This is a genomic window from Flavobacterium sp. N1994 (genome assembly GCF_025947145.1).
Taxonomy (GTDB): Bacteria; Bacteroidota; Bacteroidia; order Flavobacteriales; family Flavobacteriaceae; genus Flavobacterium.
The window spans coordinates 759,572-779,192 of the sequence record NZ_CP109999.1; the positions used below are offsets into that span (position 1 = coordinate 759,572).

The 19,621-nt window shown below is 31.7% G+C and carries 22 protein-coding genes; 9 read left to right on the forward strand and 13 right to left on the reverse strand.

The window, feature by feature from the left end:
- Positions 1-92: 92 nt before the first annotated feature.
- Positions 93-1,322, forward strand: coding sequence for a serine hydrolase domain-containing protein (locus OLM53_RS03565; protein ID WP_264521688.1), 1,230 nt, complete (start codon positions 93-95; stop codon positions 1,320-1,322).
- Here the strand turns inward: OLM53_RS03565 and OLM53_RS03570 are convergent, their stop codons facing one another.
- On the reverse strand, positions 1,323-2,153 hold the full coding sequence (locus OLM53_RS03570; RefSeq protein WP_264521689.1) for a S1 RNA-binding domain-containing protein: 831 nt from the start codon (positions 2,151-2,153) through the stop codon (positions 1,323-1,325). It abuts the gene before it with no gap.
- Between the two features lie 119 nt (positions 2,154-2,272).
- Between OLM53_RS03570 and OLM53_RS03575 the strand changes: the two genes are divergently transcribed.
- The 4 genes from OLM53_RS03575 to OLM53_RS03590 all read left to right on the forward strand — a co-directional run bounded on the left by OLM53_RS03575 (position 2,273) and on the right by OLM53_RS03590 (position 6,593).
- Positions 2,273-2,767, forward strand: a complete 495-nt coding sequence (locus tag OLM53_RS03575; RefSeq protein ID WP_264521690.1) for an RNA polymerase sigma factor — start codon at positions 2,273-2,275, stop codon at positions 2,765-2,767.
- A gap of 5 nt (positions 2,768-2,772) precedes the next feature.
- Positions 2,773-3,411 carry a hypothetical protein gene (locus tag OLM53_RS03580; protein WP_264521691.1) on the forward strand — a complete coding sequence of 213 codons (639 nt, stop codon included), beginning with the start codon at positions 2,773-2,775 and terminating at the stop codon, positions 3,409-3,411.
- A gap of 220 nt (positions 3,412-3,631) precedes the next feature.
- Positions 3,632-6,181, forward strand: a complete 2,550-nt coding sequence (locus OLM53_RS03585) for a PAS domain S-box protein (protein WP_264521692.1) — start codon at positions 3,632-3,634, stop codon at positions 6,179-6,181.
- A gap of 1 nt (position 6,182) precedes the next feature.
- Positions 6,183-6,593 carry a response regulator gene (locus tag OLM53_RS03590; RefSeq protein ID WP_264521693.1) on the forward strand — a complete coding sequence of 137 codons (411 nt, stop codon included), beginning with the start codon at positions 6,183-6,185 and terminating at the stop codon, positions 6,591-6,593.
- A gap of 87 nt (positions 6,594-6,680) precedes the next feature.
- On the opposite strand, the gene OLM53_RS03595 is transcribed toward OLM53_RS03590, so the two are convergent.
- Together OLM53_RS03595 and OLM53_RS03600 are read right to left on the reverse strand one after the other, a co-directional pair.
- Positions 6,681-7,511, reverse strand: a complete 831-nt coding sequence (locus tag OLM53_RS03595) for a lysophospholipid acyltransferase family protein (RefSeq protein ID WP_264521694.1) — start codon at positions 7,509-7,511, stop codon at positions 6,681-6,683.
- Positions 7,512-7,554: 43 nt separating this feature from the next.
- Positions 7,555-8,193 (reverse strand): NUDIX hydrolase, encoded by a 639-nt coding sequence (locus OLM53_RS03600; protein WP_264521695.1) that lies wholly within the window; start codon positions 8,191-8,193, stop codon positions 7,555-7,557.
- A gap of 67 nt (positions 8,194-8,260) precedes the next feature.
- Here OLM53_RS03600 and OLM53_RS03605 point away from each other — a divergent pair, with 67 nt between their 5' ends.
- Positions 8,261-8,704 (forward strand): DUF4268 domain-containing protein, encoded by a 444-nt coding sequence (locus tag OLM53_RS03605; RefSeq protein ID WP_264521696.1) that lies wholly within the window; start codon positions 8,261-8,263, stop codon positions 8,702-8,704.
- Here OLM53_RS03605 and OLM53_RS03610 read toward each other — a convergent pair.
- Complete coding sequence (locus tag OLM53_RS03610; RefSeq protein WP_264521697.1) at positions 8,701-8,997, reverse strand: DUF721 domain-containing protein; 297 nt, start codon at positions 8,995-8,997, stop codon at positions 8,701-8,703. The genes OLM53_RS03605 and OLM53_RS03610 overlap by 4 nt on opposite strands.
- Positions 8,997-9,413 (reverse strand): lipocalin family protein, encoded by a 417-nt coding sequence (locus OLM53_RS03615; RefSeq protein ID WP_264521698.1) that lies wholly within the window; start codon positions 9,411-9,413, stop codon positions 8,997-8,999. Before OLM53_RS03615 ends, OLM53_RS03610 begins: the two co-directional genes overlap by 1 nt.
- A 437-nt stretch (positions 9,414-9,850) precedes the next feature.
- Between OLM53_RS03615 and OLM53_RS03620 the strand changes: the two genes are divergently transcribed.
- Positions 9,851-10,912, forward strand: coding sequence for a serine hydrolase domain-containing protein (locus OLM53_RS03620; protein ID WP_264522415.1), 1,062 nt, complete (start codon positions 9,851-9,853; stop codon positions 10,910-10,912).
- A 189-nt stretch (positions 10,913-11,101) separates the two neighbouring features.
- Here OLM53_RS03620 and ftsY read toward each other — a convergent pair whose 3' ends face one another.
- From ftsY to OLM53_RS03660, 8 genes are all read right to left on the reverse strand, one after another.
- Positions 11,102-12,055, reverse strand: a complete 954-nt coding sequence (gene ftsY / locus OLM53_RS03625) for a signal recognition particle-docking protein FtsY (RefSeq protein WP_264521699.1) — start codon at positions 12,053-12,055, stop codon at positions 11,102-11,104.
- Between the two features lie 96 nt (positions 12,056-12,151).
- The gene (locus OLM53_RS03630; RefSeq protein WP_162126115.1) at positions 12,152-12,304 is read right to left on the reverse strand and encodes a DUF4295 domain-containing protein; all 153 of its coding nucleotides are present in this window, start codon (positions 12,302-12,304) and stop codon (positions 12,152-12,154) included.
- A 43-nt stretch (positions 12,305-12,347) separates the two neighbouring features.
- Positions 12,348-12,530 carry a 50S ribosomal protein L33 gene (gene rpmG / locus OLM53_RS03635; RefSeq protein ID WP_035126304.1) on the reverse strand — a complete coding sequence of 61 codons (183 nt, stop codon included), beginning with the start codon at positions 12,528-12,530 and terminating at the stop codon, positions 12,348-12,350.
- A gap of 27 nt (positions 12,531-12,557) precedes the next feature.
- A complete protein-coding gene (gene rpmB / locus OLM53_RS03640; RefSeq protein ID WP_264521700.1) occupies positions 12,558-12,794 on the reverse strand; it encodes a 50S ribosomal protein L28 in 237 nt (78 codons plus the stop codon).
- A gap of 160 nt (positions 12,795-12,954) precedes the next feature.
- Positions 12,955-14,211, reverse strand: a complete 1,257-nt coding sequence (locus OLM53_RS03645; RefSeq protein WP_264521701.1) for a CinA family nicotinamide mononucleotide deamidase-related protein — start codon at positions 14,209-14,211, stop codon at positions 12,955-12,957.
- A 148-nt stretch (positions 14,212-14,359) separates the two neighbouring features.
- The gene (locus tag OLM53_RS03650) at positions 14,360-14,704 is read right to left on the reverse strand and encodes an Hpt domain-containing protein (protein ID WP_264521702.1); all 345 of its coding nucleotides are present in this window, start codon (positions 14,702-14,704) and stop codon (positions 14,360-14,362) included.
- On the reverse strand, positions 14,704-15,315 hold the full coding sequence (locus tag OLM53_RS03655) for a fumarylacetoacetate hydrolase family protein (RefSeq protein WP_264521703.1): 612 nt from the start codon (positions 15,313-15,315) through the stop codon (positions 14,704-14,706). The genes OLM53_RS03650 and OLM53_RS03655 overlap by 1 nt, the downstream gene beginning before the upstream one ends.
- Positions 15,316-15,331: 16 nt before the next feature.
- Positions 15,332-16,108, reverse strand: a complete 777-nt coding sequence (locus OLM53_RS03660) for a 3'-5' exonuclease (RefSeq protein WP_264521704.1) — start codon at positions 16,106-16,108, stop codon at positions 15,332-15,334.
- A 504-nt stretch (positions 16,109-16,612) separates the two neighbouring features.
- On the opposite strand from OLM53_RS03660, the gene OLM53_RS03665 reads away from it, so the two are divergent.
- Positions 16,613-17,200, forward strand: a complete 588-nt coding sequence (locus tag OLM53_RS03665; protein WP_264521705.1) for a hypothetical protein — start codon at positions 16,613-16,615, stop codon at positions 17,198-17,200.
- 27 nt (positions 17,201-17,227) lie between these two features.
- Entirely contained in the window at positions 17,228-19,615 is a 2,388-nt protein-coding gene (locus OLM53_RS03670) for a DUF5686 and carboxypeptidase regulatory-like domain-containing protein (protein WP_264521706.1), read from the forward strand.
- The last annotated feature ends 6 nt before the right edge of the window (positions 19,616-19,621 follow it).

The following is a 19,621-nucleotide window of genomic DNA, read 5'->3' on the forward strand; positions in this document are numbered from 1 at the left end:
TTTATAATTTTTAATAACTAGTGTAAAACTTTTAGAAAATATAATAAATTATTTCGCTTAAATATTGGTATTATTGTATACTTATTATTGTTATGAAGTTTACCCTAATTACCTTTCTAATCTCTGTGTTCTGCTATTTTTCTAATGGAAAAAGCAGTCATGATTTGATTACTGATATTCACAAAAATCCAGATGACAGTTTGCATGTAGCTTCCACCTATCCTATAAAAATGGGACCAGTATCAGAGGCTTATATCAATGAGAAAAGACGCAAAATTGATTCATTTTACAATAAAAACATTAATTCTCCTTACTATAGTGGTGGCTTCATTGTGGTGAAAAATGGCCGAGTACTTTACGAAGATTATAAAGGATATGCTAATGTAAAAACGGGACAAAAGATTGATGCTACCACTCCTATTCATTTGGCATCCGTTAGTAAAGTATTGACTTGCATGGCGGTATTAAGATTAGTACAACAAGATAATCTAATGCTGGATGAAAAAGTAACCGACTGGTTGCCTAAATTCCCTTATAAGGAGACCACGATCCGAACTTTATTAAATCACAGAAGTGGTATACAACATTATGCTAACTTTCCGGCTTTGATGAAAAAGAGATGGGATAGACGCAAAATACTTACGAACCAAGATATTTTTAATTTACTAGTAGCCAACAAATTCAGATTAAAAACCCCTGATGATACCCATTTTGATTATTGCAATACCAACTATGTGATTTTGGCACTAATCATTGAAAAAGCTACAGGTTTAAATTATCGTCAAGCGATGCAGGAATTAGTTTTCAAACCTTTGGGAATGAAAAACACTTACGTCTTCAATTATGAAACCGATAGAGACACCGCTTCTAAATCCTATAGAGGTAATACTATTTTTCCGTGGGATCAATTTGATGCATTGTATGGCGATAAAAATATTTATTCCACTCCAAGAGACTTAGTGAAATTTGATTTAGGGACTTATTCTTCAGATTTCATCAATCCAGAACTGTTGCAACAAGCCTATTTCGGTTACAGTGCGGGTCATGTAGCAAAACCAATAAAGGATTATGGCTTAGGAATGCGGATGCGCTTCTTACCTCCTACTGGAGAAAAAATGATTTATCATAATGGATGGTGGCATGGTAATAATACTTCGTTTGTACCAGTGAAAAAAGATACGGTTACTGTAGTTTGTTTAGGAAATAAGTATTCTAACAGACCCTATTCTACTTTAAGTATGGTAAGTAGTCTTTTTTATAAAAAGAAAACAGCTATAGAAACTCCATTACCAGAAGGAACGGAACCTGAAGGTGCAGAATAATTATTCTTTAATTAAATAAATTCCGTCTTCTTTTATTTCGATGAGTTTGTCTTTGTAAAGTGATCCTATGGCTTTCTTAAAGGTCTTTTTGCTCATCTTTAAAACGGTTTTAATGTCTTCCGGATTACTAGCATCATTCAAACGTAAAAACCCTCTGCTTGCTCTAAGTTCGCTTAAGATTTTCTCTGCATTAGGTTCGATGTTTTCATAACCTTGTTTTTGCAACGAAACATCTATTTTATGATCAGGTCTGATGGTTTTGATGAAACCCTTCATTCTGTCTCCAGTTCGGATATCATCGTAAACTTGGTCTTTATACAAAAGTCCTTTGTGAATATCGTTAATGATCACATTGATTCCTATATCGGTGATATGAGAAATGATTAGATCTACTTCATCTCCAACAGCTACCGTCAGATTTTCATTGCTCAAAAACTGATTAGTCTTGCTAGAAGCCACAATACGATTGGTCTTTTCATCCATGTAAGCAAAAACTAAATAGCGTTTTCCTTTTTCCATAGGACGCGCTTGCTCTTTAAACGGAACTAGAATATCTTTTTCCAATCCCCAATCTAAAAAAGCACCAATATTGTTGACATAATTAACGCGGAGCAATCCAAATTCATCCAATAAAATATAAGGTTCTAATGTAGTAGCTACTGGTCTTTCTTCATGGTCAAGATACACAAATACAATTAGTTCATCACCAATGCTATATTCTTTTGGAACATATTTTAAAGGGAGTAAAACATCAGCTGTACCATCGGTTAGAAAAAGTCCAACTTTGGTTTCGCGTGCTATAGTAAGAGTATTGTAATGTCCTATTTCCATTTTAAATGTATCGAATTTTGAACCGCAAAGATAGGGAAATTAGAAACTTGAAATCCTATTCTAAAAAAATGTAGTTTTACCATTGTAACAAAACTTGTTATTTCTTTACTAACGAGACTATGAGTAGCAATTTAGAGCAATCTTTTGTAAAACAATTAAAGGATAACCAAAATATCATTCACAAGATATGTAGGTTGTATACCAATGATGACGATGCGCATAAAGATTTATTCCAAGAAGTTACCATCCAGTTATGGAAAGCCTATCCAAAATTTAGAGGAGAATCTAAGTTTTCTACTTGGGCTTATCGTGTAGCACTAAACACTGCCATTACACTTTATAGAAAAAGTACTCGAACCGTTGCCACATCCTCTTACGAAGGTCAAAAACATTTCTTACCACAAGAGGATTATAACTTTGAGGAAGAAGAACAAATTAAGTTAATGTATCAAGCAGTACAACAGTTAAATGATATTGAAAAAGCGTTGGTCTTTCTGTATTTAGAAGATAAAAATTATACGGAAATATCAGAAACATTGGGTATTAGCGAGGTAAATGCTCGCGTTAAAATGAATAGAATAAAAGGAAAATTAAAAAAAATATTAAATCCCTAAGGATTATGGAAGAGTTGGATTTATTAAAAAAGGCTTGGCAAAAAGACAGCCATTATTTTGAGCAGATTTCGGAAAATGAGATTTATAAAATGTTGCATACCAAATCATCCTCTATTGTAAAATGGATTTTGATTATTAGTGTTGTTGAAGTCTTATTTTGGACAGTTATTAGCATTTGTTATAATACTGACGATTATATGAAAAAGCTACATGCCGAAGACATGATGTTGTATTTCAAAGTAGTGAATTTTTTAAACTATGTGGTGATTTTATGGTTTATCTATAATTTTTATAAAAACTATATTAAAATTTCGACTACAGTATCCACTAAACAGTTGATGCAAGACATTTTAAAGACACGAAAAATTGTACAGTATTATGTATGGTATAATTTAGCTATGATTGTAGTGAGCCTTATTGCTGGATTTGTTATTGCCTTTGTTTATAATCCAAAAATGGCCTTATTGAAAGATAAAATTGCTCACGAAAACAACTACCATACTTTATTAATTACTCTGGGGGTTGTCATTCTAACGAGTGTAGTAATTGTAGGGTTGTTTTGGTTATTCTACCGTTTATTATATGGTATCTTACTCCGAAAATTAAATACCAATTATAAGGAATTAAAGAAAATAGATTTATAATAAAAAAAGCCCCAAAATGGGGCTTTTTTATTTCTTTTAACTATAGAATAGGCTTATTGTTATACTCTATCAAAAGAGTAAATTTCCTTATATTTTGAGTTCCTTTATAACGTTCATCTATAGAAAAATGTATTTCGACGATAAACAATTGTTAATGGTTTTATTTAATGAGTAATTTAATAAATATTAAAACTATTTTTAGTTAAAATTATCCCAATACATGCTCAACTTTATAAAAAACTTACCTATACCCGCAATACAACTTGATAAAAATCAAAATATTCTATATATTAATGCTAAAGGATTAAATTTCTTAAATTTTTCCTTTAACATATTCCCATCAAAAAATATTGTAACACTTTTTCCGTCTCTGAATTTAAATAATTTAAAAAGCAATAATGAAACCTCTTTTATCTATCGCGATAAATTTTTCAAAAAGCATTTATTGAATGTAACTGTTGATTATTACGATAAAGCAAATGGAAATAGTGTACTATATATTATGCCCTCTTCTGAAATTAATGTTTCAAAATTCAGCTCCTTAAAAACAGATTATTTAAAAAACAGGTTAATGCATTTTGAAAAGTTTGTTGATAATATAAGTGAAGGTGTTTTGGTTTTTAACAACAATGGTGATTTAATTTATTCCAATCAAAAAGCCAATAAAAAGTTTAAGCTATCAAGAACTAAAATTAACCAATATAAAGTTTGGCATATTATTCAGCACTATTCTAATCCCACCGATTGGCAAGATTTGACTATACAATTGGAGCAAAAAGAGAGAGTTAATTTTATTTATAAAGAATTAGATACTTGTTTATCTGTTGAGATTTGTCTTCACGGCATTGACAATGTTAATTACTACATGCTTATTTACAGTGATATAAGCGAGTCTACTAAAGATAAATTAGTAATCGCTGAAAAAAGTAACCAAATAGATCTTTTTGAGCGTAACATACCAGCCGCTATATTTAAACTTGAAGTCAGTTCAAATAAAGGCACCTATTTTACCTATGTCAGTGATTCGTTCGAAAAATTATTTGGATTCCAATTACCAATTAATGAGCCCAACTGGCAAACGTCACTTAATATTCATCCGGATGATATCATTGGGTTTTACAATCAAATGTTTGAATCTATTGAACAATTCACCAAGTTTAATTACATAGGCAGATTACTTATTGAAGAAAAAATAATTTGGTGTGAAGTCAACGCAATGCCCATTCTAATAGATGGCATTTTTCAATTTGACGGTATCATTTTAGATATAACTCAAAAAAAGGAAGCCGAGTTTGAAATTAAACAAAAACGTGCTTTTAACGACTCCGTTTTACTAAACATCCCAGCTGATATAGCTGTATTTGATAAAGATCATCGCTACTTATTTCTAAACATGAAAGGTATTGCTAATGATGAACTCCGAAGATGGCTGATAGGCAAAACCGATTTTGATTATTGTGAATACCGAGGGTTAGATACTACTATGGCCGAAAAAAGAAGAGTCTATTTTAATCAGGCCAAAGAAAGTAAAGAACAAGTAGACTGGATTGACACCATAAAAAAGGAAGAGTCTACTGTCTATATTTTAAGACGCTTTTTCCCATTCTATGTGGATGGTATTTTTGTCTATATGATAGGATATGGCGTGGATATAACCGAAATGAAATTAGCCCAATTGCATTTAAGTGAAGCGGAAAAAGAAAATGAATTAATTTTAAAATCAGCTCTTGATGGTGTAATTATGATAGATAAAGACTATAAGACTACTTTTTGGAATCCTAAAGCGGAAGCTATTTTTGGTTGGAAATCCAATCAAACTATTGGTAAGAATATGTTGAGTAAGATATTATCGCATGAAATCGATGCTAATAATGATATCGCAAAATTTATTGAGCAAAACGATAGTCGTAATAGCCATAAAAGGTCAGAGTTTCTAGCTAAACGTAAAAATGGTGTTGAATTTCCAATTGAATTAACTATCGTAAACATAGATGAAGTTGAAAACAAAACGCACTACTGCCTTTTTGTAAGAGACATTAGTAATAAAAAAGCAAAAGAATTAGAAGTTGAAATTAAAAATAAAGCTTTACTTAAGCAAAACAAATCTCTTGAACAATTCAATTACATCGCTTCGCATGATCTTCAAGAACCTTTAATATCTTTAATTGGTTATTCAAATCTGTTAGAGGAAGAATACTCGGATAAATTAGATGAAGAAGGAAAGTTGTTTTTACAATTCATCAATAAATCTGCCACTAGAATGCGTTCTCTAATTGCAGGTTTACTACAATATACTAGAATTAATACTTCAGAAAACTTATCTCATGCTAATATTGTGATTATTTTACAAGAAGTTATAGAAAATTTAAATGATAAAATAAAATTGCATAAGGCTGAAATTAAAATCAACGAATTACCAACAGTGTATTGCTGTCCTTTAAATATTAGTTTACTTTTCCAAAATTTAATTAGCAACAGCATAAAATTTACTAAAAATGACCAACAACCTACAATAACAATTTCTTGTGAAGAAAGAGTAGAAGATTGGTTATTCAAAATAGAGGATAACGGTATAGGTATTCCAAAAAAAGATTTGAACGAAATATTCATAATGTATAGAAGACTTCACAATCAAGATGAATATAATGGATTTGGAATTGGTTTAGCTCATTGTAAAAGGATTGTAGAATTACATAATGGCGAAATATGGGCTGAATCTACCTTAGGGGAGGGAAGTATTTTTTATTTTACAATTTCAAAAAAAATATAAGATGTCAATTAAAATCAACACCGTTTTATTAATAGATGATGATTTAACTATCAATTATTATCACAATAGGTTGCTACAGAAAATAGATATTTCTAAAAGCATCCTTATTTCTAAAAATGGTAAAGAAGGTTTAGCTTCATTAATTGAAATTAATAATAATGTAAATGGTGAGGAAATAGTTATTATTTTTCTAGATTTAAATATGCCAATTATGAATGGATGGGAATTTCTGGAAAATCTGTCAAAAGTCAAAAACAATATTAATTTAAATTTTAATATATATATCTTAAGTTCTAGTATCAACCCAGAGGATGAAGAAAGAGCTAAAAAAAATGAATTAGTAACTGGTTTTTTAAGTAAACCACTTGGAAAAGAAAATATAGAACAGATTAAATTAAAATACCTTCAATAGCTAATTACGTTTCTTGAATTATTTAATTTTTAAAGTCAAAGAAGTAGTATTAATATTTACTACGATTGGATTTACAAAAATACATTCTTATGATAAAATTTCTTGTTTATCAACATTCCATTTTCTAAGCCTGTTTAATCGTTCCTGTTCTTCAATTTCCTCTGCTGGAATCACATTTAAAAAAGAAGGATGTTGTTCTATTGCGTAGGCTACTTTTTCTACTATTTGTTCAATGGTTTCATTTTCATAATCAATTTCCAAAGGTTCTTTAACTATAAATGATTGTAGGATATTTTTCTTTTTCATTCTCAATCCTTTTTTGTCAAAAGAACGTCTGAAACCATCAATCACAATCGGTACTACAATAGGTTTATATTGTTTGATAATATGTGCTGTTCCTTTACGAACTGGTTTGAAGGACTTGGTAGTTCCTTGCGGAAAAGTAATGACCCAGCCGTCTTCTAATGCAATTCTTATATTCTCTGTATCGTTTGGATTGACTTCTCTTTTTTCTTCCACATCTTTTCCACCGGCACGCCAAGTTCTTTCTACAGAAATAGAACCTACATACGCTAAAATTCTTGGTAATAATCCTGATTTCATAGTCTCACTAGCAGCAACATAGTAAATATTCATTTTAGGTTGCCACAAATACCCCACGTTTTTTATAGAATCATGTCTTCCTGAAAGACTAGCATTAAATACATGAAACATGGCTACAACATCAGCAAAATACGTCTGATGATTAGATATAAACAACACGTTTTTATCTGGTAAGGCTTTGATAATTTCTGAGCCTTCAATATGCAATTCGTTAAATCCACGGTATCTTCTGTGAGTGATAATACCAAAAATTCGGATTAACCATTTTTTGATAAAAAGTATATGACCAAAAGGATTTCTTTCAAACAATCCCATAATTAAATTTTTATTAGGAAGGCAAATCTATAAAAAATACTCTTTACAAAATCATTTTTAATGTTTCTTTCAGTTCACTCATCATCATGGCAGTGGCTCCCCATATAAAATGCTGCTCTACTTTAAAACCAGGTACTTCAATATCACCAGCATAAGAAGTTTTCATGGTGTTAGTTACCACATTTTTATCATTCAAAAAATCAACCAAGGGCAACTCAACAATTCCAGCTACTTCATCTTCTTGCAAAGCAAACTCTAATTCTGATTTACTGAAGCCCATAAAAGGATACACCATAAAATTACTTGGCGGAATATATACTTCTGTAAAGGCTCTAATTACATTAATATGGCTAGGATGAACACCAATTTCTTCATGAGTTTCTCTGATGGCCGTTTCGCTTAGATTCAAATCTTCGGGTTCTACTTTACCTCCTGGAAAAGCAATTTGAGAAGAATGCACGCCGTTATAAGATGTTCGGAGAATTAAAGCTAAATGAGTTTGGGTTTTTTTAGGATAAAAAAGCATCATTACTGCGGCTTTCTTTGGGCTTATTTCTTCAAGATTGATGTTTTTAAGCAATTCAACTCTATTGGAAGGTGCCATTTTTACGTGAGCATTCGTTGCCGGAAGCTCGACATTTAGTATTTTTGGCGTGTATTTTAAGAACTCGTCAAAATGCATGAGATATAGTTTAGGAATATAAAGTTACCTTAAAAAATCAAAGCACACCAATATTTAACTCAATAAAATGTATAGTAAAGAAGAAGCACTCGTAATAAAAAAAGAATTTTGGACAGCATTTGCTTCGGCTTACCCTCGAAAATGGTTGCTTTATGATACCAAAATTAAAGATGTCACATTCAAATTTTATATCGATAATAAAAAGGCTCAAGTGTTACTAGATATTGAACCCAAAGATGAAGAAAAACGTAAAATCTATTTTGAAAAAATTGAATCTTTAAAAACAATTTTATTAGAAGAGTATCTCCCAGAAGCTATTTTAGAGCGAAATTTTTATCTTGAAAATGGTAAAGTGATTAGTAGAATTTGGGTAGAAAAATTGGGGATTAGTTTGAATAAAAAAACAGATTGGGAAACTATATTTGCTTTTTTTAATGAAACAATGAGTGCTTTTGAATACTTCTTTTTTGAACACGAAGATTATATCAAAGATTTAGAAATCAATACTTAACGAAGGATCACTTCTTTGATAACTTCTTTTCCTATTTCTTCGTTAATCATTTTAATAATTTTCTGTTTGCCATAACTTAACTCTTCTCTTAATACTGCAGATGTTAGTGAAACATAAAGCGTAGTTCCTTTTAATAAAACTTCTTTAGTATAGCTATTGACACCATTTCCCATAAGCGATTTCCAAGCTTCAGCTACATCAATTTTATCCATACCAGCTTGGAGTTTATTTTTTTCAATAAACTGTTTTATAACATCTCCTATAGAACTTTCGTTGCTGAGTCGTTTAGCCATTATTTAAAATTGAATGGTTTGAATTTTTTATAGGTATAAGATACATTATCTTCATTTTTCAAAACTAAAATCGAATCTTGAATGCTTATGATTTCCTCTTTCCATTTTCCATAATTAGTTTTATATTCAATAGAAAAAGTATTACTATTCTCTACAATCTTGATTTGTTCTTTGATATCATTCGTCTTGAACTTACCGTCAAATTGAGGCATTACTTTTTGGCGAAAGCCTTCATTGCCATTTAGTTCAAAATAATCAATAGTTTCATTGACTTTAAAATCTTTTTTTTCTCCCGTTGCTAGAGTCACTTTTTGAATTTCCCAATAGCCGTTAATCTTTTTGATGTCCTCTTTGTTAATAGAAGAATGACAAGAAATCAATGCAAAAAAAACAATCAATATACTTACTTTTTTCATCGCTAGAACTTCTGATTTGTAGTGTTACAAATTTAATTTATAAAATTTATAAACTCATGAGATTTAGAAATTAATATTATCAACATTAAACTTTTTTATACCTTTAAAGTCCAAAGGCAAATCTTTTTTTTATGAAAAAAATATACTTCTTCCCAATTCTTTTATTTTTAGTTGCCAGTTGTAGTTCTGATTCCTCTTCAGATTCAGCTATAGCTTTAGCCACAGTAACAACAACAGCTACCAGCGGAACAACATCAACGACAATTACAAGTGGTGGAAATATTACTAATGACGGAGGCGCAACTATCTCACAAAAAGGTGTTTGTTGGAGCACCAATCATAATCCTACGATACTTGATACTAAAACAACAGACGGAACTGGTGTCGGAACATTTACTTCCAATATTACTGGACTTACACCAAATACTATATACTACATTAGAGCTTATGCCACCAATAGCAAAGGAACAGCTTATGGTAATGAAGTTAGCACCACTACCGAAGAAACTATGTACTTCCCTCCTAACGACGGCAGTAATACTTGGAATACCAAAGCCATTACAGATTTAGGTTGGAATCAAAATGCTGTACAACCACTTTTAGATTACTTGGAATTGAAAAATTCTAAATCTTTTATGATTTTGGTTAACGGAAGAATTGTGATGGAAAATTACTTCAATGGCCATTCGGCTACAACCAATTGGTATTGGGCTAGTGCTGGAAAAACATTAACTTCAACCATGACAGGAATTGCTCAACAAGAAGGTTATTTAAATATCAATAATAAAGTTTCAGATTATATTGGAACTGGGTGGACTAACGAAAATCTGACACAAGAAAATTTAATTACTTGTAAAAATCTACTTTCGATGACTTCTGGAATTGATGATTATGTTGGTGGTGTATATAGCGATGATGTTACTCCATCGAGCTTGAACTATAAAGCAGATGCTGGAACACGATGGGCCTATAGCAATGTGTATGTCAAACTTCAAGATGTTATTGCTAATGCTACTGGACAAACTTGGAGTAATTATTTTAATACTAAATTAAGAGATAAATTAGGAATGAATGGTACTTGGATTCAGTCAGGAAATAATGTTGTGTATTGGAGTACTACAAGAAGTATGGCACGCTTTGGTCTAATGGCATTGAATAAAGGAAAATGGAATGGTACTCAGATTCTTAATGAAACCTATTTTAATCAAGCAACTACAACTTCTCAAAATATCAACTTAAGCTATGGCTATTTGTGGTGGTTGAATGGTAAAGCAAGTTACCATTTACCTCAATCCCAATTGGAATTTCCCGGAAGCATTATTCCATCAGGACCTAGCGATATGTTTATGGCGTTAGGAAAAAATGATCAGAAAATTTATGTGATTCCAAGTAAAAATATGGTAGTCATCAGAATGGGTGATGCTGCTGATAGTGCAAACTTGGCACTTTCTGATTTTGATGCTACACTTTGGACAAAGATTAGTGCTTTGTACCAATAATTATTTCTTATTGAAATACTTGAGTACAGCGTAAACAAATAAGATAAAAGAAAATAATCTAAGTCCTAAAAAAATACTCGGTAAAGGTTTTTCCAAAAAATAGCTTAGAGCGGCAATTCCGATGCTAATGGCTATTAATTTTAATGCGGATGATTCTTTAAAAAAAGATATAACTTTATTCATAATTTTCTATTTAAAAAAAGAGTCTACAAATTCAATTTTATTAAACACTTGTAAATCTTCGATACCTTCACCTACTCCAATATATTTAACTGGTATTTGAAATTGATCTGAAATTCCAATTACAACACCCCCTTTGGCAGTTCCGTCTAACTTGGTTACTGCAAGGCAAGAAACCTCTGTTGCAGCCGTAAATTGTTTGGCTTGTTCAAAAGCATTTTGACCTGTAGATCCATCCAAAACTAATAACACATCATGTGGCGCATCTTCGACTACTTTTTGCATGACACGTTTTACTTTAGTTAACTCGTTCATTAAGTTTACTTTGTTGTGCAAACGACCTGCTGTGTCAATTATAACAATATCGGCATTTTGAGTTACAGCGCTTTGTAAAGTATCAAAAGCTACGGATGCTGGGTCACTACCCATTTGTTGTTTTACAATAGGCACACCTACTCTGTCTGCCCAAATTTGAAGTTGGTCAATAGCAGCAGCACGGAAAGTATCTGCAGCACCTAAGACCACTTTATAACCTGCTTTTTTAAATTGGTAAGCTAATTTTCCGATAGTAGTTGTTTTTCCAACCCCATTAACACCAACAACCATAATAACATAAGGCTTTTTATTGGGTGGAATAACGAATTCCGTTTCTTCACCTGATTTAGTTTCTGATAAAAGTCCAGCTATTTCTTCTCGAAGGATTTGATTAAGTTCATCAGTCCCCATGTATTTGTCATTGGACACACGATCTTCAATTCTTTGGATAATTTTAAGTGTGGTATTAACACCAACGTCAGAAGAAACAAGCACTTCTTCCAGATTATCTAAAACCTCATCGTCAACCTTTGATTTACCAGCTACAGCTTTAGTAAGTTTTGAAAAAAACGAAGTTTTAGTTTGTTCCAAACCTTTGTCTAAGGTTTCTTTTTTTTCGGATGAAAATATTCTTTTGAAAAAACTCATGGTACTAGATTGAAAATTCAAAAATTGTTGGGCAAATATAAAAATAAAAAAGCTACTTCCGAACGAAAGTAGCTTTGATATAATGAGTTTGTTAAATTAGTTCTTTTTAAGGAAACTATCTACTTCTTCTGGTGTCATAATACTTTCAACGAAAGTGTAAGCACCTGTTTTTGGAGACTTAACCATTTTGATTGCTTTGGTTAATCTTTTTGAAGCTGTTTGTAACGTTGCAACGGTCTTTTTTGCCATGATTCAAGTATATTTTGAAATTTTACTAAAAGTAAAATCGTAATTATTTAATTTCTTTATGAACTGTCATTCTCTTCAAGATTGGATTAAATTTTTTAATCTCTAATCTGTCTGGAGTATTTTTTTTGTTTTTGTTTGTGATGTAACGAGAAGTTCCAGGAAGACCTGTTCCTTTGTGCTCAGTACACTCTAAAATAACTTGTATTCTATTACCTTTCTTTGCCATCTTACTTTATTTTTTTACTGGATTAGATTATTTAATAAATCCTTCAACTTTTGCTTTTTTCAAAACAGCAGCCAATCCATTTTTATTGATTGTTTTAATTGTAGACGCAGCTACTCTTAACGTAATCCATCTGTCTTCTTCAGCAAGATAGAAACGTTTTTTAACTAAGTTAACAGAAAATTTTCTCTTAGTTTTGTTCATAGCGTGAGAAACATTATTTCCTACCATCGCTTTTTTACCTGTAAGGTCACAAACTCTTGACATTGTGCTTTCTTTTATCGTTATTCAATTCGAGGGTGCAAACTTAATGAAAATATATTGTAGTAACAAAAAAAATATCGCAGATTTTTTTCTTTTTTTTTTATTTGTTTTTAATGTGTAGAAAAGAATATCTTTTTTGAACAAATTTATTAACATTCCTATTTTAGTTGAAAGTACTTTTCATAATTTCTTTTTGCAACATTTCTAGGGCTTTATTTGCTGTTCTATCTATCACTTTTTCGCGAGGTTGCCCAAAATTAAATTCTTCAACAATAATTTCAGCAGGTGTTGCTAAAGCTATAAAAACAGTGCCTATCTCAGCATCTGTATTACCTTTACTTGGTCCTGCATTACCCGTAGTTGCAATAGCATAGTCTGTTTTCATGAGTTTTTTAATTCCTAAAACCATCTCTTTTGCAACGGATGCACTTACAACAGAATGTTCATCTATAGTGCTTTGAGAAACACCTAAAACGGAAACTTTTGTATCCGTTGCGTAACTCACTACACTTCCTCTAAAATATTGAGACGAACCAGCCACTGAGGTAAACATTTGGGCAATTTTTCCACCTGTACAACTTTCAGCTGTGGAAATAGTCTTTCCTTGTTTCGATAACAATCTACCCAAGACTACTTCTATAGTATCCTCTTCATCAAATCCTACGATGATATCTCCTATGATTTTGGTTAATGAAGCTATATTTTCTTGAATCGCATTTTCTAAAATTTCTTTATTTTCTCCTCTCGCGGTTAAACGCAAACGCACTCTTCCTGGGTTGGGTAAATAGGCTAATTTTATATATTCTGGGAGGTTGTTTTCCCAATTTTCAATACGTTCCGCAATCATACTCTCTCCTTGACCGTAAGTGAGTATTGTTTTATGAATGATATAAGGACGTTTGTATTCTTTTACTACTTTGGGAATGATTTCGTTTTCAACAATGTATTTCATCTCATACGGAACGCCTGGTAACGAAATATAAACGGTATTTTCCTTTTTCATCCACATGCCTGGTGCGGTTCCCATTTTATTGAAAAGCACTTCACATTTAGAAGGAACTAAGGCTTGATCACGGTTTAATTGGGTAATGGGACGTTTGTAAAACCCTTCAATTATGGCTGTGACATGAGCCAAGACCTCTTGATTTACCACTAAAGTATCTTCAAAGTATTCGCAAAAAGTATGCTTGGTGATATCATCTTTTGTTGGACCTAAACCTCCAGTGATTAAAACTAAATCAACTTTATTTTGAAGTGATGCAAAGGTGTTTAATATATGCTGTTTGTCATCCGAAATGGAGAGCATTTCGTGAGTTTGCACACCGATTTTATCTAATGCTTTGGCAATATAACCTGAGTTGGTGTCAACAATTTGCCCAATTAAAATTTCGTCTCCAATGGTGACTATGGTTGCTTTCATTCGATAGTTGCTGAGTTTTGTTTACAAAAAGAAAACGGAAACTTTAATAGCCCCGATTGTAGAGAAAATCATCCCGATTTATCGGGATATTGTAACGAAAAGCGGGAATTGCCATTACTGATAACTCCCGAACCCTTCGCTTCTTATTTTACATTTCGAAATCTTTCTTAATTTCTTTTACTGCTTTCTCTACTTGACTTTGAATGCTTTCGAAAGTATCGGTGATTTCTTTGCGTTTACCTTCCCTTTTTGTCCAAGCTTCTACTTGAAGAATTTCCTCAAAGGCTACGCTCATTCCTAATAAATCCAAACTTGGTTTTATTTTGTGAGCAAAGGCGTAAGCTAGTTTGTGGTCTTTGGTTTTGATACCTAAATCGATTTGTTTCAAGTCCTGAGGTACCTCAGTAACAAACAAAGTAATGATTTGCATAACAAATTCAGGATCGTTGTCTGAAAGTGCGTACACTTTTGCTAGGTTGTAGTTTATTGCCATTATTTAATGTGTATTCTTAATAGTTTTTTATTTTCTATGAATCCTTCTAAAACATCATTTGGTGCTACTTTGGCAACGCCTTCAGGTGTTCCTGTAAATATAATATCGCCTTTCTTTAAGGTGAAATATTGCGAAACATACGAAATGATTTCATCAATTTTCCACAACATGTGGCTGGTATTTCCTTTTTGAACGGTATTCCCGTTGTTGGTTAGTTCAAAGTTAATATTTTCAATTGAATTAAAATTGTTTTTTGAAACAAAGTCACCAATTACAGCGGAACCGTCAAATGCCTTGGCTTTTTCCCATGGCAATCCTTTTTCTTTTAATTTATTTTGGACATCTCTTGCTGTAAAATCAATTCCTAGACCAATTTCGTCATAGTATTTATGAGCAAATTTAGTATCGATGTACTTCCCTACTTTATTGATTTTGACCAAAATCTCCACTTCATGATGAATTTCATTACTGAAAGCAGGGATGAAAAACGGAAGTTTTTTCGGGGCTATTGCTGTATCGGGTTTTAAGAAAATAACAGGTTCATCCGGGCGTTCATTCTTTAACTCCTCTATATGATTCACATAATTTCTTCCGATGCAAATAATCTTCATGATTCTTAAACGAAAATTAACTGAATTTATTGTTTAGTTTTCTCAATTTAATTCCTGTCAACACTTTTTTAGTGTACAAAGGAAACTCAGCATTCTGGATCCAACCGAAATAACCGGGTTCTTTATCTAAAACTTCATCAACCAAAGCACCTTTGTGTTTACCAAAAGTAAAAATCTCTTGCCCTTCAGCATTTAGAGCAATGAAGCCAGCAAAATCAACTGATTTTTTACGAGTAGTATATTCAGAAAGTGTTTTCATATCGTTTTCTAAATCCTCGTAACGATCTAATTGCGCTTTAAGAATTTCGTAAGTTGCCATAGTATCTGCTTCTGCACTGTGCGCATTTTCTAGACTTTCGTTGCAATAAAATTTATAAGCAGCACTTAACGTTCTTTCTTCTTTTTTATGAAAGATGGTTTGTACATCCACTGACACTCGGTTTTTCATATCAAAATCAACTTCAGCACGTAATAATTCTTCGGCTAAAAGTGGAATGTCAAATCGGTCCGAATTGAATCCAGCCAAATCAGAATCCTTTATCATATTGTGTACTTGACCAGCTAATTCTTTAAAGGTAGGTTCATTAGCAACTTTTTCATTAGTAATTCCATGCACTGCTGTAGATTGTGGCGGAATAGGAATTGTTGGGTTCACCAGCCAGGTTTTACTTTCTTTGTTGCCGTTGGGATAGACTTTGAAAATTGAGATTTCCACGATTCTATCTTTAGCGACATCAATTCCTGTAGTTTCTAGGTCGAAGAAGCAAATGGGTCTGTTGAGTTTTAATTCCATTATCAAAAGTTAAGCTCGCAAATATAAAATATTGGCGTTACCGTTTATCGAAATTATAAAAAGTTTTGCATTTTTTTAAACAAAAAAACCGTTTGGCATAGGAATGAGTTGATTCCTAAACACATAAACACAACTTCCCTAATTTACTTCAAAAGCTCATAGATGATTGCCTAGGAAATATTTGACTATTTGATTTTAAATAAGCTTCAAAATGTACACTTTTTGCTCACTAAAAGAGCAATCCTACTTTTTACATTTACTAAATCAAAACAACCTAAACTTTATAAAAGGTAAAGGAAGTGGTTTACCTCCACAAAGTGACACGATACAAAAATGGCTTTCTGGTTTTTGTATAAAACAGTAACAGAGCATTACTATTTATTTTATAAGGTTGGTTATTAAATAGTAGTACGACAAAACCAACTAAAAAAAAAGCAGCCCTACTACATTATGTTTGGACGACAAAAGTAGGACTGCCAATAATTAAAAATTATTCACAAACTTATGAAAAATTTATTATTTGGCATCATTGCCTTGTTTGCTTTTACAAATCTTTGTAACGCTCAAAAAAACAATCCTTACAACTATGTTGGAGATGATTTTATGAATGCTTATAAATTAATCTCTCAGGATTATAAAGCAGGAAAAATTAAAGATGTAAATCAAGAAACTTTGGATTATTACACAAAAAAATTATCTTTAAGTTATGGTATGAAGTTAGAAGAATTTGCTAAAATTGTAAACTCTTTAAAGAGTACCACAGTAGAAACAGCTATTAGTAACTCAAATTTGACAAGTTACTCTAAAGATATTTTGTTGAAATCATTAAAAACAACAGATTTAGCTAGCCTTGTCGATGATGTTACTAAGAGTAAAATTTCAAGTTCTGAAAAACAAATGGTTTTGTCAACATTAGCAGTTTTTAATACCGTAAATACTAATGGGGCTACTTTTCAACCTCAAGCTAATCGTTGTTGGATTTGTTGGGTAGGCATTGGAATTACAACTGGAAATGCTATTTGTGGCCCTGTTTGTGGTTTGCTTGGAGGTGTTTTGGGAGCTATATTTGGAGAGAGTGAAAAACAAAAATAATAGACTCGATACTAAACTGTTTAAATAATGAAGGGCAAACTTTGCACCGTATTTCTTTTTTTAGTCTTGACCATGTCTTATGGTCAAGACTTACTTCATGGTATTGTGATTGATAAAGAAACCAAAGAACAGCTTGCCTTTGCTAATATACTTATCAATACTAAAACACAGCTTATCACGGATATGAATGGTGCGTTTTCATTTAAAACCTTTTCTAATTCAGTTCAAATAACCTGTAGTTATGTTGGTTATGATAAAACAGAAATTCAAGTGGACAAGAAAAGCTATTCAAAGTTTTTCATTGAATTAAGTCCATCACAAAACAAACTTGACGAAATTGTCATACCAACTAAGGAGAATCCTGCCAATGCCATCATTCAAAAAGTGATTGCTAATAAGGAAAAGAACAATCCTGAAAACATCAATTCGTTTCAATATACTTCTTATAACAAAATCATTTGTGATTACAAATCAACTAGTGCTGATAAAACCGATAGTATAAAAATTCGGAATAAACTTAAGGGGATTCATTTCTTTATGATGGAATCGGTAACTGAAAAGAAGTTTGTAAAACCCAATAGCAGTGAAGAAGTTGTTATTGGCAGTAAAGTGTCTGGCTTTCAGGACCCTTCTTTTGCTACTATTGCTACTGATTTTCAACCTTTTTCATTTTACAAGGACAATATCAAGTTATTTGATATTAATTATCTAAATCCTATTAGTAAAGGGAGTTTGAATAAGTATAAGTTTCATATTGAAGATACTATTCACAGTGAAAGAGATACTATTTATATTCTATCCTTTAAACCCAAGAAAGATAAAAACTTTGAAGGTCTAAAGGGATTGTTATATATCAACACTAACCAATATGCAGTTCAAAATGTAATAGCATCTCCGTTTGAAAAAGGGAAAATAGATATTAAAATTCAACAGCGCTATACATTGATTAACAACGAGTATTGGTTTCCTGAACAATTAAATTTTAGTTTGGTTTTTAATGAGTTACCCAATACAAAAACACCTATAACTCTTGATGGTAAAAGTTACCTTAGTAATATTAGTTTAAATACTGCTTTAGACAAGAAGAAATTCTCTTTGGAGGAAGTTAGGTTAGATGAAAATGCCACTCATAAAGACAGTCTCTTTTGGCAAAAGTATCGCAATGAAAAACTTACTACTACCGAAGTAAAAACTTATCGAGTGATTGATAGCATTGGAATAAAAAACAATTTTGATTCCTATTTAACCTTTGCTGAAAAAATAGCTCAAAGTAGGATTCCTCTCCATGCGATTGACATTGACTTGTCTAAAACTTTTGTTTATAACAAGTATGAAGGCCTTAGGGTTGGCTCGGGTTTATGGACGAATGATAGGGTTTCAAAAAAAATTAGTTTAGGGGGTTTTTTGGGGTATGGCATTAGGGATAAAGACTATAAATATGGTGGTGAAGTACGTTATAAAATTTCAAAGAGAAATGAAGTTACCATTGGTATTAAGTATCAAAATAATTTAATTGAAACAGGTGGTTATGGGTTGGACTCCTTTGGGGAAAACTTATTGAATTATCGAAAGTTTATTGGTTATCAATACGATCAAATAAAACAAAATACTTTTAGTGTGCATTTTAGAAGTTTGAGGTATTTGGTTTGGGATTTCATGTTGCATCAAACTACTACTAATCCAAAGTACAGTTATGTGTTTGATGACAACCTAAACTCTTTTACCAACTACAAAAACACTACTTTGAATGTTAATTTGCGATTTGCTTACAAAGAAAAATTGGTCAATTCTTTTCATCAGACGGTTAGTTTAGGAACAAAATATCCTGTAGTGTTACTTTCTTTTTCAAAAGGATTTAAAAATGTATTGCAAGGCGATTTTAATTATACTAAAGTTGAAGCAGCTGTTGAACACTCTTTTTACACTAAGAATTTGGGAAGTACAAAATATACTCTCGAAGCGGGTTATATTGATAGTCCTCTACCCTATGGATTGTTATTTACTGGAGAAGGAAGTTATGATACTAATGCTTTACTTATCATGAAGAATACCTTTCAGACTATGGCTCCGTATGAGTTTTTATCGGATGAATATGTTACATTGTTTTTGTCTCATAACTTTGGTGGATTACTTTTTAAGGCTAGAAAGTTTCAACCAAGTATTTCTTTGCATACTAATGTGGGTTGGGGAACTCTTTCTAATAGTAGCTTTCATAAGTTTATCGATTTTAAAACAAAAGATAAGTTTTATGTCGAATCTGGTTTACAATTTGACAATATAGTCAAAATGAATTATCTGAATGTGGCCAATATTGGCTTTGGTTTTGGCACTTACTATCGTTATGGTGCTTATACGAATCCAGAATTTAAAGATAATGTTGCCTTTAAGTTTACCTTGAATATCAGTGTAAAATAATCTCTT

Coding starts and splice junctions, on each gene's coding strand:
- OLM53_RS03590 (WP_264521693.1), top strand. CDS start 6,183: ATGTCAATTAAAATCAACACCGTTTTATTAATAGATGATGATTTAACT.
- OLM53_RS03565 (WP_264521688.1), top strand. CDS start 93: ATGAAGTTTACCCTAATTACCTTTCTAATCTCTGTGTTCTGCTATTTT.
- OLM53_RS03655 (WP_264521703.1), bottom strand. CDS start 15,315: ATGAAGATTATTTGCATCGGAAGAAATTATGTGAATCATATAGAGGAG.
- OLM53_RS03575 (WP_264521690.1), top strand. CDS start 2,273: ATGAGTAGCAATTTAGAGCAATCTTTTGTAAAACAATTAAAGGATAAC.
- OLM53_RS03605 (WP_264521696.1), top strand. CDS start 8,261: ATGTATAGTAAAGAAGAAGCACTCGTAATAAAAAAAGAATTTTGGACA.
- OLM53_RS03585 (WP_264521692.1), top strand. CDS start 3,632: ATGCTCAACTTTATAAAAAACTTACCTATACCCGCAATACAACTTGAT.
- OLM53_RS03650 (WP_264521702.1), bottom strand. CDS start 14,704: ATGGCAATAAACTACAACCTAGCAAAAGTGTACGCACTTTCAGACAAC.
- OLM53_RS03660 (WP_264521704.1), bottom strand. CDS start 16,108: ATGGAATTAAAACTCAACAGACCCATTTGCTTCTTCGACCTAGAAACT.
- OLM53_RS03670 (WP_264521706.1), top strand. CDS start 17,228: ATGAAGGGCAAACTTTGCACCGTATTTCTTTTTTTAGTCTTGACCATG.
- OLM53_RS03570 (WP_264521689.1), bottom strand. CDS start 2,153: ATGGAAATAGGACATTACAATACTCTTACTATAGCACGCGAAACCAAA.
- ftsY (WP_264521699.1), bottom strand. CDS start 12,055: ATGAGTTTTTTCAAAAGAATATTTTCATCCGAAAAAAAAGAAACCTTA.
- OLM53_RS03645 (WP_264521701.1), bottom strand. CDS start 14,211: ATGAAAGCAACCATAGTCACCATTGGAGACGAAATTTTAATTGGGCAA.
- OLM53_RS03610 (WP_264521697.1), bottom strand. CDS start 8,997: ATGGCTAAACGACTCAGCAACGAAAGTTCTATAGGAGATGTTATAAAA.
- OLM53_RS03630 (WP_162126115.1), bottom strand. CDS start 12,304: ATGGCAAAAAAGACCGTTGCAACGTTACAAACAGCTTCAAAAAGATTA.
- OLM53_RS03595 (WP_264521694.1), bottom strand. CDS start 7,511: ATGGGATTGTTTGAAAGAAATCCTTTTGGTCATATACTTTTTATCAAA.
- OLM53_RS03665 (WP_264521705.1), top strand. CDS start 16,613: ATGAAAAATTTATTATTTGGCATCATTGCCTTGTTTGCTTTTACAAAT.
- rpmG (WP_035126304.1), bottom strand. CDS start 12,530: ATGGCAAAGAAAGGTAATAGAATACAAGTTATTTTAGAGTGTACTGAG.
- OLM53_RS03600 (WP_264521695.1), bottom strand. CDS start 8,193: ATGCATTTTGACGAGTTCTTAAAATACACGCCAAAAATACTAAATGTC.
- rpmB (WP_264521700.1), bottom strand. CDS start 12,794: ATGTCAAGAGTTTGTGACCTTACAGGTAAAAAAGCGATGGTAGGAAAT.
- OLM53_RS03580 (WP_264521691.1), top strand. CDS start 2,773: ATGGAAGAGTTGGATTTATTAAAAAAGGCTTGGCAAAAAGACAGCCAT.
- OLM53_RS03615 (WP_264521698.1), bottom strand. CDS start 9,413: ATGAAAAAAGTAAGTATATTGATTGTTTTTTTTGCATTGATTTCTTGT.